General features: G+C 66.8%; 13 protein-coding genes. 4 read left to right on the plus strand and 9 right to left on the minus strand.

Annotated features, from left to right (window positions below):
* Positions 1-80 precede the first annotated feature (80 nt).
* Together AC2IR1_RS16125 and AC2IR1_RS16130 are read left to right on the plus strand one after the other, a co-directional pair.
* Entirely contained in the window at positions 81-1,064 is a 984-nt protein-coding gene (locus tag AC2IR1_RS16125; protein WP_486472991.1) for an NAD(P)H-dependent flavin oxidoreductase, read from the plus strand.
* 523 nt (positions 1,065-1,587) lie between these two features.
* On the plus strand, positions 1,588-2,202 hold the full coding sequence (locus AC2IR1_RS16130) for a TetR/AcrR family transcriptional regulator (protein ID WP_486472992.1): 615 nt from the start codon (positions 1,588-1,590) through the stop codon (positions 2,200-2,202).
* Positions 2,203-2,249: 47 nt separating this feature from the next.
* Here AC2IR1_RS16130 and AC2IR1_RS16135 read toward each other — a convergent pair whose 3' ends face one another.
* On the minus strand, positions 2,250-2,978 hold the full coding sequence (locus AC2IR1_RS16135; RefSeq protein ID WP_486472993.1) for a hypothetical protein: 729 nt from the start codon (positions 2,976-2,978) through the stop codon (positions 2,250-2,252).
* Between the two features lie 230 nt (positions 2,979-3,208).
* Here AC2IR1_RS16135 and AC2IR1_RS16140 point away from each other — a divergent pair, with 230 nt between their 5' ends.
* Complete coding sequence (locus tag AC2IR1_RS16140; protein ID WP_486472994.1) at positions 3,209-3,940, plus strand: response regulator transcription factor; 732 nt, start codon at positions 3,209-3,211, stop codon at positions 3,938-3,940.
* Positions 3,941-3,943: 3 nt separating this feature from the next.
* On the plus strand, positions 3,944-5,317 hold the full coding sequence (locus tag AC2IR1_RS16145; RefSeq protein WP_486472995.1) for a sensor histidine kinase: 1,374 nt from the start codon (positions 3,944-3,946) through the stop codon (positions 5,315-5,317).
* Positions 5,318-5,353: 36 nt separating this feature from the next.
* On the opposite strand, the gene AC2IR1_RS16150 is transcribed toward AC2IR1_RS16145, so the two are convergent.
* The 8 genes from AC2IR1_RS16150 to AC2IR1_RS16185 form a co-directional block, all read right to left on the minus strand.
* Entirely contained in the window at positions 5,354-6,583 is a 1,230-nt protein-coding gene (locus tag AC2IR1_RS16150; RefSeq protein WP_486472996.1) for an aminopeptidase P family protein, read from the minus strand.
* Between the two features lie 209 nt (positions 6,584-6,792).
* Positions 6,793-7,215 (minus strand): hypothetical protein, encoded by a 423-nt coding sequence (locus AC2IR1_RS16155; protein ID WP_486472997.1) that lies wholly within the window; start codon positions 7,213-7,215, stop codon positions 6,793-6,795.
* 139 nt (positions 7,216-7,354) lie between these two features.
* On the minus strand, positions 7,355-8,434 hold the full coding sequence (locus AC2IR1_RS16160) for a DUF1513 domain-containing protein (protein ID WP_486472998.1): 1,080 nt from the start codon (positions 8,432-8,434) through the stop codon (positions 7,355-7,357).
* 2 nt (positions 8,435-8,436) lie between these two features.
* Entirely contained in the window at positions 8,437-9,438 is a 1,002-nt protein-coding gene (locus AC2IR1_RS16165; protein ID WP_486472999.1) for an imelysin family protein, read from the minus strand.
* On the minus strand, positions 9,438-11,021 hold the full coding sequence (locus AC2IR1_RS16170) for a di-heme oxidoreductase family protein (RefSeq protein ID WP_486473000.1): 1,584 nt from the start codon (positions 11,019-11,021) through the stop codon (positions 9,438-9,440). Before AC2IR1_RS16170 ends, AC2IR1_RS16165 begins: the two co-directional genes overlap by 1 nt.
* 161 nt (positions 11,022-11,182) lie before the next feature.
* Positions 11,183-12,052 carry an amidohydrolase family protein gene (locus AC2IR1_RS16175; protein ID WP_486473001.1) on the minus strand — a complete coding sequence of 290 codons (870 nt, stop codon included), beginning with the start codon at positions 12,050-12,052 and terminating at the stop codon, positions 11,183-11,185.
* A 197-nt stretch (positions 12,053-12,249) separates the two neighbouring features.
* Positions 12,250-12,735: a bacterioferritin gene (gene bfr / locus AC2IR1_RS16180; RefSeq protein WP_486473002.1), complete on the minus strand. Its 486-nt coding sequence runs from the start codon at positions 12,733-12,735 to the stop codon at positions 12,250-12,252.
* Positions 12,701-12,976: a (2Fe-2S)-binding protein gene (locus AC2IR1_RS16185; RefSeq protein ID WP_486473003.1), complete on the minus strand. Its 276-nt coding sequence runs from the start codon at positions 12,974-12,976 to the stop codon at positions 12,701-12,703. Before AC2IR1_RS16185 ends, bfr begins: the two co-directional genes overlap by 35 nt.
* Positions 12,977-13,056: the final 80 nt, after the last annotated feature.

Consider the following 13,056-nt stretch of genomic DNA (forward strand, 5'->3'; position numbering starts at 1 on the left):
CCGTGACGCAGCGACAGAGGTGACACCCCGCCGCCGCCGTGCCACCTCTGGGCACGAGGAAAACGACCGGGAGGAAACCCATGAGCTTGCCCAGCCTGCTCTCCAACCTGCGTCTGCCGCTGATCGGCAGCCCGCTCTTCATCATTTCCAATCCGGACCTGGTGATCGCCCAGTGCAAGGCCGGCATCGTCGGATCCTTTCCGGCCCTGAACGCGCGCGAGGCCGAGGGCGAGCCGATCGAGCTGGACCGCTGGCTGACCCGCATTCGCGAGGAGCTGGACCGGCACAACCAGGCCAACCCCGACAGTCCGGCCGCGCCCTATGCGGTGAACCAGATCGTGCACAAGTCCAACACCCGGCTGGAGCGCGACGTGGAAATCTGCATGAAGCACGAGGTGCCGGTCTGGATCACCTCTCTCGGCGCGCGGGCGGAGGTGAACGAGGCCGCCCATGCCGCCGGCGGGATCGTCCTTCATGACGTCATCAACGACCGCTTCGCCCGCAAGGCCATCGAAAAGGGAGCCGACGGCCTGATCGCGGTGGCCGCAGGCGCGGGCGGCCATGCGGGCGCCCTTTCCCCCTTTGCCCTGGTGCAGGAAATCCGCGCCTGGTTCGATGGCCCACTGTTCCTGTCGGGCGCCATCGCCAAGGGCGACAGCCTTCTGGCCGCGCTCGCGCTCGGCGCCGACGGTGGCTATGCCGGCTCCGCATTCATCGCGACCGAAGAAGCAAATGCGGTTGATGCATACAAGTCCATGATCACCGACTGCGGCGCGTCCGACATTGTCTATTCGAACCTCTTTACCGGCGTATGGGGCAATTACCTGAAACCCTCCATTGCCGCGGCGGGAATGGATCCGGAAGCCCTGGAACTGTCGGATCCTTCAAAAATGGATTTCGGCGGCGCAAAACCAAAGAGCTGGAAGGAAATCTGGGGATCCGGACAGGGCATCGGCGCGGTGAAGCAGGTCCTGCCAGCCGCCCGGCTGGTTGACAGGCTGGAAGAGGAATTCCTCCAGGCGCAGCAGAGGCTGGCGTCTCAGCTTGGCTGGACGCGCGATTAACCGCCTGTCAAACCCGCCCGAAAGGCGAAATTCCGCTTATAGAACAAATACAAGGCTGCCGAAATTCGCGACATGAACGCCTTTCGGCAGCCTTTATTCCATTGAGTAAAACAATTTACTTTTGAGTAACTCGTTTCTGCACAGACGGCACTCCCATTGCCGCTTTTTTCTGCACGCCATTCCCCGGGATCACCTTGCACCCCCCTTGGGAAGGGCGTTATCTGCGCCCACATACGCCTCCGGCGCTTTGCGACGTCTTTCGCAAACGACATTTGCGCAAATTGCGGATCGTTCGAACGATTTACCCTTGGGTTTTTTGCAATCACAGGGGTTTTCACCGTGTGTTTTCCGGCTTAGAGCAGTCGCTAATCCGGCAGATGGGTCCTCTTGTCCGACGAGTCCACAGACTTTCCTGCGCGGCAATGTCGCGCCACAATAAACGGCAATAGAATTTGTCTGCAGATTGGCGATGAAACGGCTCAGTTTTCCGAATCATCGCCCCACCAAAATGACTGAGGGGCAAATGGCAGATTGGAATGGGGAGATCGCATCGCGTGAGGAGATGCGAGAACGCAAGCGTCGCGCGGCGCTGCATGTCGCGTCCCGCCTGTTCAACGAGAAAGGCTACCACGCGACGTCACTGGATGAGATCGCCGACCAGATCGGCGTGACGAAGACCGCGCTCTACTACTACTTCCGCAACAAGGAAGAGCTGCTTCACGACTGTATCGAGATCAGCCTGAAGGCCGGCGAAACCGCCAGGGCCGCGGCAGAGGCCAGCGACCTGGGCGCCTACGACAGGTTCCAGAAGTTCTACCTGGATTACCTGCGCCTGATCATGGAAGGCGGCGGCAGCTACAGCTCGCTGATCAGCATGCGCGCCTTGCCGGCGCCGATGCAGGATGGGCTGTTTCGGCGCCGTGACGCGCTGCGCGGCTACATCCAGACACTTCTGGAAGGCGCGCTGGCCGACGGTGACGTCCGCTCGATCGATCCGGAGGCGACCTCGCTCTTCCTGATCACGGCAATCAACTGGATCATGGCCTACCACCAGGAACGCCTGGGCGACGAGGTTGACCTCGACAAGATCGCACGCGGCTTCCTTGACCAGATCCTCTTCGGCCTCGAGGCCCGCTAGGCACGCCAGCCTGGACGCGACACCACCCCGGGCGCGCCTGCCCCGGATCAGTTGGTGATCAGCGTGTAGGAACTGGCCACCCCGCTCCCGTTCTCGACCCTCACTTCGAAGAAGTCCGTCCACACCGGCTGCCAACCGCAGTAGGCGATCGGTCCATGGTCCGTGTCCTCGCAGACGACACGGCCCAGTGAATCCGTGATCCGCAGGCTCAGCTCGACCTCCGGCAACTCCGCCTCGACGTAGACCTCTGCGTAGTCGCTGCCCTGGAACCTCATGGCCGGGTAGATCGCGCGCCCCTCCGCCGCGACCCGGTCGATGGAATAGACCTGCCCCGTCGGCACGCCGCGCGCCGCCGCCGTGCCGAAATCATCCGCCAGGGCGAGGATCGTCTCATCACCGCGGGCCATCTGCCGGGCCACCTGCAGCATGTCCTGCCAGGTCATCATCTGCGTCATCATCTGCGCCTCCCCCGGGGGCAGATCGGCGCCGCCGGTCACCGGCGTGCGCTCCACCTGCATGGCCACCACGGATTGCCGCAGCCGGGCCGCGGCCAGGGCCAGCAGCGGGTCCTTCGTCTCCTGCGCGGTGGCGAAGAGCCGGGCCGAAAGCTCCGCCTGGCGAATGACCGTCTCGGCCTGCGCGGGCTGCTGCCCTGCCAGCGTCAGCACCATAGCCCCCAGCAGGGCCGCCCGGCGGATCGGGCGCGACAGAGAATGACACGACAGGGAATGGCGCGACTGGGAAAGGCGGGATTTGCGGCAGGCGGTCCGGGGCATCGTCATCTCCGTTCGGTTTGGTCGATCCTTGCCCCCTCGCCCGCCTGTTTCAATCGCAAACTGGCCGGTTTCATGCCCCTGCCCCCGCATGACCGCACTTGTCATGTGAGTTGCCCCGGGCGCCCCCTTAGCACTAAACATCAAGGGGATGGCACGACGCGTCATCGCCCGCATGCCATTCCGGATCCCGGCGGATCCGGCCCAAGGACCCCCAAGGACCCAAGGACGCCATGACCGACACCGCGACGCCCAGCACCCCCGCCCGCATCCTGATCGTCGAGGACGACACCGAGGCAGGCCAGGCGGTCAGCGCCGCCGTCCGTGACCTGGGCGCCGAACCGGTCTGGGTCACCACCTATGACGAGGGGCTGGCCCAGGCCGCCGCCGGCGATTTCCAGGTCATCGTCTTCGACCGCATGCTGCCCGGCGGCGACGGGATCGACGCCATCGCCAAGATCCGCGCCGCAGGCTCCACCGCGCTGGTCATGATCGTCTCGGCCCTGGGACGGGCGCAGAACAAGATCGACGGGCTGGAAAAGGGCGCCGACGACTACCTGGCCAAGCCCTTCGACCCGGACGAGCTGCGCGCGCGCCTGCGCGCCCTGATGCGCCGCGCCTCGATGCAGGTGATGGACAACGACCTCGTGGTCTTCTCGGACGTGCAGATCCGCATGAAGGCGCGCACCGTGCACATCGGCCAGACCCATGTCGCCGTCAGCCCCAAGGAGTTCGAACTGATCTCCTACTTCGCCCGCAACTCGGGTGCCGTGGTGACCCGCATGCAGCTGCTGGAAAACGTCTGGAACCTGCACTTCGATCCGCAGACCAACGTCGTCGACGTCCATGTCGGGCGCCTGCGCCGGAAGCTGGAACAGGCGGCGGGGCGGCCGATCATCCATACCGCGCGGGGCGAAGGCTACATCTTCGACGCGCAGAAGGCCCTGCCCGGCGCAGAGGCCTGATCCATGCCGCAGCTGCCCGGCTCCGCCAGCCTGCGCGTGACCCTTGCCATTGCCGCGGGGATCATCCTGATCTCCCTCTCGGCCATGGGCCTTCAGTACCGGGTGACCGCCCAGGCCCTGGCCGCGCGCCAGACGGAGCTTCTGGAAACCGACCTGGAGGCCTTCGCCGCCAACTACCAGCAGCGCCGCATCCCGGCCCTGCGGGAGGCGATCGAATTCCGCTCCGGCACCATGCTGCCGGATGAGGCGATCTACCTTCTGCAGGATCGGGATGGCATGACCCTGGCCGGCAACATCGGCGGCTGGCCCAAGGGGATCACCGCCGCCGGGGACCGTTTCGACCCGACCCCGGTGCAGGGCTACACCCTGCCCCTGGGCCTTGACGGGGCAGAGATCACCTATCGCGGGGTCGCGCGCATCCTGCCCGGCGGGTTCCGCCTGATCACCGCCCGGGCGGAGACCGCGCGCGATGCCACGCTGGCCAGCCTGCGCCGGCTGATCTGGCCGGTGGCGACCGGGCTGGTCGCCATCGCCCTGCTGGCCGGCTGGCTGACCTCCCGCTGGGTGCTGGCGCGCATCGACCGGATCAACCGGCTGGCCGATACCGTGGCCGACGGCGACCTGTCGGCGCGCCTGCCCGGCGACAGGTCCCGGGATGAATTCGGCCAGTTGGAAAGCCATGTGCACGCCATGCTGGACCGGATCGAGGCGCTGAACCGCGCAACGCAGCGCCTGTCGGATGTCATCGCGCATGAACTGCGCACGCCGCTCAACCGCATCCTGCAGAAGATCGCCGCGCTGGACGCCCCCGCGCCCCAGAAACAGGCGCTGGAGGCGGAAATCCACGCCACCACGCGCACCTTCAACGCCCTGCTCGACATTTCTGCCGCAGAGGCCGCAAGCGGCGCGCGCCCCGGGCTTGTCCCGGTGGACCTGTCCGCGCTGATGACCGACATGGCGGAGCTCTACGAGCCGCTTTTCGAAGACAGCGAAATGACACTGGCAAGCGCCATCGAACCGGGCTGCATGGTGCTGGCCGAACGCAACCTGGTGGCGCAGGTGCTGACCAACCTGCTGGACAACGCGATGAAGTTCTGCGGGTCCGGCGACCGGATCACCCTGGCCCTGGCCTCCGACGCGGAACGCCAGTTGATGGTGGTCTCCGACACCGGCCCCGGCCTGCCCCCCGAAGCCCGGGCAGAGATCACGCGCCAGTTCGTCCGGGCCGAACGCGACCGCGAACGCGGCATCGCGGGCCATGGGCTGGGCCTTGCCCTGGTGCAGGCCATCGCCACCCGCCACGGCGCCAAGATGACCCTGCCCGAGACCGCGCAGGGCTTCCGGATCGAGATCGCCTGGCCGAAGCTTTCGGCATGACGGGGCGCAGGTCAGCCCGCGCCCCCGCCCCTACCCTCAGGCGATGATGTTGGCCCCGGGGCCATAGGGGAACTTCGTGATGTTCTCCGCGCCCTCTTCGCCCACGACGAGGATGTCATGCTCCCGGTAGCCGCCTGCCCCGGGCATGCCTTCGGGCAGCCAGAGCATCGGCTCCATCGAGACGACCATGCCAGGTTCAAGCACCGTGTCGATATCCTCCCGCAGCTCCAGCCCGGCCTCGCGGCCGTAGTAATGCGACAGCACGCCGAAGCTGTGGCCATAGCCGAAGCTGCGATATTGCAGCAGCCCCTCGTCGGCCAGGAAGCGGTTCAGCTCGTCACAGATCGCGGCACAGCTGATGCCCGGCCTGATCAGCGAAAGGCCCAGTTCGTGGGTCGCCACGTTGGCCTGCCAGATCCTGAGGCTCTCCGCATCCGGTTCGCCCAGGAACAGCGTGCGTTCCAGCGCGGTGTAGTAGCCGGAAATCATCGGGAAGCAGTTCAGCGACAGGATATCGCCCCTCTGCAACGCCCGCGTCGTCACCGGGTTGTGGGCGCCGTCGGTGTTCAGACCGGACTGGAACCAGACCCAGGTGTCGCGCAGCTCGGATCCGGGATGGGCGCGGGCGATCTCCGCCTCCATCGCGTCGCGCCCGGCCATGGCAACGTCGATCTCCCGCGCGCCCTCGTGGATCGCGGCGCGGATCGCCTCGCCGCCCAAATCGGCAATGCGGGCGCCCTCGCGGATCAGGGCGATCTCCTCCGGCGATTTCAGCATGCGGGCCTCCATCGTCGCAGGTGCCACGTCGACCACCTCCGGTCCGCCCAGGAACGCCGCCAGCTTCGCCGATTGCGCCAGGGTCAGGTGATCGGCCTCGATGCCGACACGGGTGGCGCCACCCACCAGCCCATTCACCGCGCGCCAGTAGTTGTCGCGCTTCCAGTCGGTGTAGATGACGTTCTCGCCATGGCTCCTCCGCCAGGGCTGGCCCGCGTCGATATTGGCGCTGACCGTGGTGCAGGCCTCCTGCGTGACCACGCAGGCATAGGGCCTGCCGAAGGAGCAGTAGAGGAAGCCCGAGTAGTAGGCGATGTTGTGCATAGAGGTCAGCAGGACCACGGGCAGATCCATCGCCGCCATGATCGCGCGCAGCCGCGCCAGCCGGGTTTCATATTCCCCGGCGCTGAAGGGCAGCGGCACCTTGTCGCCATTGTGGCAGGTGAAATGATCGACGCGGGTATTCAGCTGGGTTGCCAGATCGGCCATGTCTCAATCCTCATTCCGGAGGCCGGAACGGGAGAGACGTCCACGCCCGGCGCAAACGTCCGGGCGTACAGGACAGGGGTGAACCTTCGGGACCGGGATGCGCGCCGACGCCATCGCCGCGCGGTCTCCGCAGATGTTCTAGCCGCGCCGTGCCGCCCGGGCAAAGCCGAAAATGGCCCGGACCGGCTGCCGGGCCACGACTGCACGGATCATGGGCGCCAGACCGGCTCCAGCACGGCGACGACACCGCTGGAAAGACCGATATGCAGATGCACGTCCGCGGGCGCGGCGCAGATCGCCTCGGTCGCCGAGACGAGGACCCGCGGGCTGCCGGTCGAGGGCACCTCGACCTCCCGCAGCAGGGCCCCCGCCGCATCGAAGGCCGCAAGGCGCACGAAGCCGTCGGCCACGGGCACGCGCGTCAGCGCCCCGAAAAAGGCCGCCTCCGCCCCCTCGCCCGCCGCCAGCGCCTCCAGCGACGGCGCGAGGGGCGTCACGGCGCAGAAGGTCTCGCTCCCGTCCGGGACGATGAACCAGTTCAACGTCCCCGCCTCCGGAAAGCTGGAAAAATCGAGCATGAGTTCCGGATCGTCCGGCAGCCCACCCGATCCTGCTGTCATGTCTTCGGCCATCGCGGCTTCTCCTGTGCAAAGGCATCCCAGGACCAGAGGTATCAGGACCGCCCGATGGAAGGGTAAACGCATGGCCGCTCTCTCACATGACCTGCGGGGGATCAGGCTAGCCGCAGGGACCGGCACGGATCAACCCGCGTCAAAGGACGACGACGTGATTGTCCCAGGCGCGTTCGGCCCGGGTGAAGGGCTGAAACTCGGTCGCGGTCGCATGCCAGACCCCGCCCAGCCCGTCGGTGACCAGGAAGCCCTCTGGCCCTGCCGCCAGGCCGCAGACATCGGGCCGGCGGTGCGACACGACGAAGTTGGCTTCCCTGTCGAAGATGTGCAGACGACCGCCGCGCGGGCTGGTGATGCCGAAATACTGCCCGTCCCCGGACAGGGCGACGGACCCGGCATAGGCCTTCATCGCCAGCTGTTCCCCCAGCGGCGCCTCGGCAATCTTCGCCTGCGGCCAGCCGCGCCGGTGCAGCGCCAGAAGCGGCGGGGCGTCCATCTCGTCACCCTCCCACTGCATGGCGAAGCCCACCAGCTCATCCTCCGTCATCGCCAGGTGGCGGATGGAATTCAGGTGCAGTTCCGGGTCCAGGAAGATCTGCTCCAACAGCTCGCCCTCCGGGGTGATATAGGCCAGGGAGGGCTTCATCGTCGGCAGGTTCAGCTTGCCCCGCCCGTCCTCGACGCGCGGATCGGTCCGGATGCCGCCATTGGCGACGACCAGTGTGCCGTCCTTCATCTGCAACGCCTCGTGCGGGCCGACGCCATGGGTCTCGATCTCGCCCACGCGCCTGTAACCCTGGCTGCGCGACCACAGGCCGATCTTGCCACGGGTCGTGATGTAGTCGTTTTCCAGCGTGGCCAGGATATCCCCACCCTGCAGGAAGGTGCCGTGGCCCATGAAGTGCCGCCCCTCGGGGCTTTCCAGCTCATGCAGGACCTCCCCGGTGACGCAGTGGATCACCCGCGCGTAGGTCCCGGGGCGGCGGGCAAAGCCCACGGCCTCCGGCGCGACGGGATGCGCCGCGCCCGCATGGCCACGATGCGGCACCGGCACGCGGAACACGTCGTGCCCCATGATGTCGATCCCGAAGAGCGCATGCTGCCCCGACGGTTCCTTGGCGAAGGCCAGGAAGGCCGGGGATCCGGCATCGGCCCAGCTCAGCCGGGGCGTCAGCGCCGATGCGGCCATGGCGGCAAGAAATGCACGGCGGGTGGTCATGGTCAGTCTCCGTCAGCGGAATTGAAGCCCGCGGTCAGGCCGAAGTGGCCCCCGATCTCCCCTTCGACGGCGGTGCGGACAAGATCGACGCGTTGCTGGATGATCTCCACCTTCAGCCGGCCCGAGATGTCGGCGACACCTTCAAAGGCCGGATCGTCCAGCGCGTCGATGCGATCGAAGGCAGAGGCAAAGGCGGCCTCGGTCTGGGGCATCTCCTCGGGTTTCATCAGCAGGCGGGCGGTGCGTTGCAGCGCCTCCAGCGACAGGCGCACGTTGCGCAGCGACCGGTCCGACCGGCGGGCCTCTGCCCGCATCGGACGCGGCCGGTCGAAGGTGCCGAGCGGGCGGCCCAGGCGGCTGTCGTCGGTGAATTCCAGCCCCGTCAGCAGCGCGGTGTAGATCGTGCGGATCGCCTCGTCACCGGTCAGATAGGTGGTATTGCCCGCCTCCCCCGCGCTCAGCAATGCGGGCGCGGCTTCGGCCTGCCATTCGCCGTCGATCTCCTGCGCCATGCGCAACAGATCGGCAGAGATCGCCTGCACCAGGCGGCAGGTATAGCTCCCCTCGGCATAATCGCTGAACTGCGGATCATAGAGCAGGTATTCCAGCGCGAAGAGCCCGCGCGCCGCCACGGACAGCTCGTGGAACTCCGCCGGCTGGTCGACGATGGCGTCCTCGCCCGCGATCATCTGGCCCAGCATCTTGGGGGTGAACCCCTTCTTGTCGGGCCAGAAGGCAATGGCGTTGACCCGGCCGTCGACCTCCAGCGGGCCGAAGCGGAAATGAGAGATCCCCAGCCACATGTCGAAGGCGCTGTTCCAGGCATTCAGCAGGTTCGGCTGGGGTGTGCAGTCGCTCACCGCCTGCCCCTTCAGCGCATGGGCCGCCTTGGCGAACTGGCCGGTTCCGGGCAGGATCTGTTCATCGACCACGTCCTGCACATCTGCCCCCGCCCCGCCGGCAGTCAGGCACAGGGCAGTCACGGCGGCGGTCAGTATTCGCATCAGAGGCTCTCCAGGAAGGCAATCAGGGCAGCGCGGGTCTGCGGATCCATGTCCACCACATTCTGGCGCGCCTGTGAAGCCTCCCCCCCGTGCCACAGCACCGCTTCCAGCAGGCTGCGCGCCCGGCCGTCATGCAGGTAGTAGCTGTGGCCATTGACCTGCGGGGTCAGCCCGATCCCCCAGAGCGGCGGCGTCTTCCATTCGTAGCCATCGGCGCGGCCCTCGGGCCGGTGATCGGCCAGACCCTCGCCCATGTCGTGCAGCAGAAGATCGGTGTAGGGCCAGATCAGCTGGAAACTCTGCGCGTCCTGCCCTTCCAGGCGGTGGGTGACGTATTTCGGGGTGTGGCAGCTGGTGCAGCCGGCCTCGTAGAAGGCCTGCTTGCCCGCCAGCACCTCCGGCGCGTCCAGGTTGCGCCGCTCCGGCACCGCCAGGTTGCGGCTGTAGAAGGTGACCAGGTCCAGCCCCGTCTCGTCGATCTCGGTGCCGCGCGCGTCGCCATCGCCATGGGGTGCGGTGCGGCACCCGGCCTCAACCTCGGAACAATCGCCCCAGGGCTGGGTGAAGATCGGGGTCGAAATGCCGATATCACCGCTGAAGGCCGCCGCCGACTGTTCCTTCACGCTGGGCGCCCCGGCCTTCCAGCCGAAACGCCCCAGTTCGGGCCGTGCGTTTTCGAAGGACCAGACCACCTGCGCCCGGCCGGAAATCCCGTCACCATCGGCATCGTCCGGGTCGACCCGCGCCAGCAGGTCTTCCGCCGGGATCGCCTCCAGCAGGCCCAGGCCGATCATCTGCGGCGCCACGCGCGGGCTCAGCATCGCGCCCGGGGCCAGCGGGCCATAGCCCAGGTCCTCTGCCGTCCAGGTCGGGCGCCGCAGGCTGGCCGTCTCGCCCCCTGCCAGCGCCACCGTTTCCTCTTCCCAGCTCACCCCCAGCCGGTATTCGGCCGGAAGCCCGGCAATGCCGAAGTCCTGCAGCTGCCCGCCATAGACCGGATCGGGCCGCGTGCGCGCGGCCATGGGACTGCCGGCAGAGATCAGGAAGGCCTCGATCTCCGACATCTCCACCGCCTCGTCCGCGGGCACGGAAATCCGCAGGAACATCGACACCGCGTCATCCTCCGGCCCCTCGGGCGGATGGCCGCGCCCGTCCTTCAGGTGGCAGCGCTGACAGGCCCGGGCGTTGTAGAGCGGCCCAAGCCCGTCGCTCGCCTGCGTCGAGGACGGCGAGCTGACCCAGAGCTTCTTGAACAGCCCGTTGCCCAGCTTGAACGTCATCTCCCCTTCAAAGCCGATGTTGGCGGAAAACTGGCTGAAGGCATCGTGATCCGTCCGCGCCCGTGTCGTGGCCGCGCCCGCGGGGTTCTGCTCGAACTTTTCCGGAGCCGAGAAATCGGTCGTGGGCGCCACCACGGCGGCAATGCGCGCGCGCTCCGCATCGGTTCGGGGGACGACGTTCAGGATCGGCGCGGTCAGCGCCTCGGCCAGCGGTTTCGGGTCCGCAACGGCAGCCTGGGCGACCAGGGCCGCCGCCAGTGCCAAACCGCTGCCTGCCGCGAAAAGTCGGTGGGTCGGGGTCATCTCTCTCGGCTCACTCTTCTGAAGACAGGAAAGAGGTGCCACCAATTCCTGACCACTTCAATCGGAAATCCCGGTCAGCGACTGCGGCACGGCGTCCCGTGCCAAGTCGGCAACGGGGGGCCGGCATTGGGACCGACATTGGGGCCGGCACCGGGGCGTCATCAGTCCTCCCCCCAGAACACCCGCAGCGCCGTCTGCCTGAAGACCTTGGCGCGCGCCGCATCGTCCGGCAGGGCGCGATCCAGCAGCCGGGCGACCGGCCCATAATCGACCCGCTCCGGCACCCGCAGGAAGGGCCAGTCCGACCCCCAGACGCAACGATCCGGCCCCCAGGCGCGCAGGATCTCCTCCACGAAGGGCGCGGCCTCCTCGAAGGGCCAGGGGAAGGCGGCGAACTTGTGGTGTCCGCTGACCTTGATCACCGTTTCCGCCTCGCGCTCCGCCAGGCGCAGCAACGCGCGAAACGCCTCTGCCTGCAGGCCATCCGACAACACCGGACGCCCGCAGTGATCCACGGCCAGCCGCACCGGGCTGTCGCCCAGCAACTCCAGCGCGTCGAAGATCCCGTCGCCGATGAACTGGATGTCCAGCACCATATCCAGGTCGACCAGCATTTCGGTCACCCCGGCATAGGCCGCGTAATGGCCCTGCGGATGGAACGGCAGGTTGTAGGCCACGCCGATGACCCCCGCCGCCTTCAGCGCTGCCAGCGCCCCATGGGTGATGTCGGGCGGCACCACGGCGATGCCGCGCCACGTCCCGCCCGATTGCGCGATCGCGTCCAGCATGGCGGAATTGTCGGTGCCATAGCCGGAGGACGGCTGCACCAGCAAGGCGCGCTCCACCCCGTTGGCGGCAAAGACCGCGCGCATCTGCGCCAGGGTGCCGATCTCCTGCCCCTGCGGGTGATAGGGGTTATCGTCCCCATAGGGGAACCGCGCAGGGTCCAGCAGGTGCAGGTGAGTGTCGATTTTCCCCGTGTCCGTAGACTTCCGCGTGTCTGCAAACTTTCCCGTGTCCGCAAGGCTCATGTCCGCTCCCCGGGGCGCAACGCCCCTCTCATGTCTCGGCTCGAATTTCCCGGGGGAATTGCGGCCCGGCGCAACGGGGCAAGGCCCCTCAGCCGTCCGGGCCTTGCTTCCCCCGGCCTTTCCATACCCCCCGCCCATGCAAAAGGGGAAGCCCTGCAAGGACTTCCCCCTCTCGCACCCAGCGATCTGGCGCCTGTTTACTCGGCCTCGTCCGCCGAAGAGGCGTTGAGCAGACCGTATTTCTCCGCCCCGAGGGAGGCGTAGAGATCCAGCTGCGTCTCGAGGAAGTCGATGTGACCTTCCTCATCCGCCATCAGCTCTTCGAACAGGTTCTTCGAAACGAAGTCGCCCACGCTGTCGCAATAGGTCCGGGCCTCTGCATAGAGGTTGCGGGCCTCGTGCTCGGCGGCCAGGTCGGCCTCCAGCGTTTCCTTCAGGTTCTCGCCGATTCGCAGGGAGTCGAGCTTCTGCATGTTCGGATGGCCTTCCAGGAAAATGATCCTGTCGACCAGCTTGTCGGCGTGATGCATCTCCTCGATGCTTTCCTCGCGGGACTTGGCGGCAATCTTGCCATAGCCCCAGTCCTTCTGAAGACGGTAGTGCAGCCAGTACTGGTTGATGGCCGTCAGCTCGCTGCGCAGTGCTGCGTTAAGGTACTCGATGACCTTTGCGTCGCCTTTCATCCATGTTCTCCTGTGTCGTGGCGCGGCGGAGGCCGCGCAGTATCTCTGGTACCTCGAAACTATCGCAATCACGCATGGTGTCCATGAAAAGCGGAAGGCATCCGCCGCATTCGGCTTTCTTGCCAAGTGCACGGTATACCTTGCCCGGCGTGATGATCGTTTCCGGGTCGGCGGCGCGCATCCAGTCCACGGCGGATCTGATATCTCGGTCGGTGATAGAGTGGCAGTGGCAGACCATCATGGTTCAATACTCTTGACGTTCCGGGGTGTTACACGCCCGGCCGGCCTGGGTCGCCCGGGATACTTGCTGCGGGGGCTGCG

The organism is Pseudooceanicola sp. NS-SX8, from assembly GCF_057380755.1.

Bases quoted from the DNA above. Each gene is read 5' to 3' on its own strand.
- AC2IR1_RS16145 (WP_486472995.1), top strand. From the start codon at position 3,944: ATGCCGCAGCTGCCCGGCTCCGCCAGCCTGCGCGTGACCCTTGCCATT.
- bfr (WP_486473002.1), bottom strand. From the start codon at position 12,735: ATGAAAGGCGACGCAAAGGTCATCGAGTACCTTAACGCAGCACTGCGC.
- AC2IR1_RS16160 (WP_486472998.1), bottom strand. From the start codon at position 8,434: ATGACCACCCGCCGTGCATTTCTTGCCGCCATGGCCGCATCGGCGCTG.
- AC2IR1_RS16125 (WP_486472991.1), top strand. From the start codon at position 81: ATGAGCTTGCCCAGCCTGCTCTCCAACCTGCGTCTGCCGCTGATCGGC.
- AC2IR1_RS16140 (WP_486472994.1), top strand. From the start codon at position 3,209: ATGACCGACACCGCGACGCCCAGCACCCCCGCCCGCATCCTGATCGTC.
- AC2IR1_RS16130 (WP_486472992.1), top strand. From the start codon at position 1,588: ATGGCAGATTGGAATGGGGAGATCGCATCGCGTGAGGAGATGCGAGAA.
- AC2IR1_RS16135 (WP_486472993.1), bottom strand. From the start codon at position 2,978: ATGCCCCGGACCGCCTGCCGCAAATCCCGCCTTTCCCAGTCGCGCCAT.
- AC2IR1_RS16155 (WP_486472997.1), bottom strand. From the start codon at position 7,215: ATGGCCGAAGACATGACAGCAGGATCGGGTGGGCTGCCGGACGATCCG.
- AC2IR1_RS16185 (WP_486473003.1), bottom strand. From the start codon at position 12,976: ATGATGGTCTGCCACTGCCACTCTATCACCGACCGAGATATCAGATCC.
- AC2IR1_RS16165 (WP_486472999.1), bottom strand. From the start codon at position 9,438: ATGCGAATACTGACCGCCGCCGTGACTGCCCTGTGCCTGACTGCCGGC.
- AC2IR1_RS16170 (WP_486473000.1), bottom strand. From the start codon at position 11,021: ATGACCCCGACCCACCGACTTTTCGCGGCAGGCAGCGGTTTGGCACTG.
- AC2IR1_RS16150 (WP_486472996.1), bottom strand. From the start codon at position 6,583: ATGGCCGATCTGGCAACCCAGCTGAATACCCGCGTCGATCATTTCACC.
- AC2IR1_RS16175 (WP_486473001.1), bottom strand. From the start codon at position 12,052: ATGAGCCTTGCGGACACGGGAAAGTTTGCAGACACGCGGAAGTCTACG.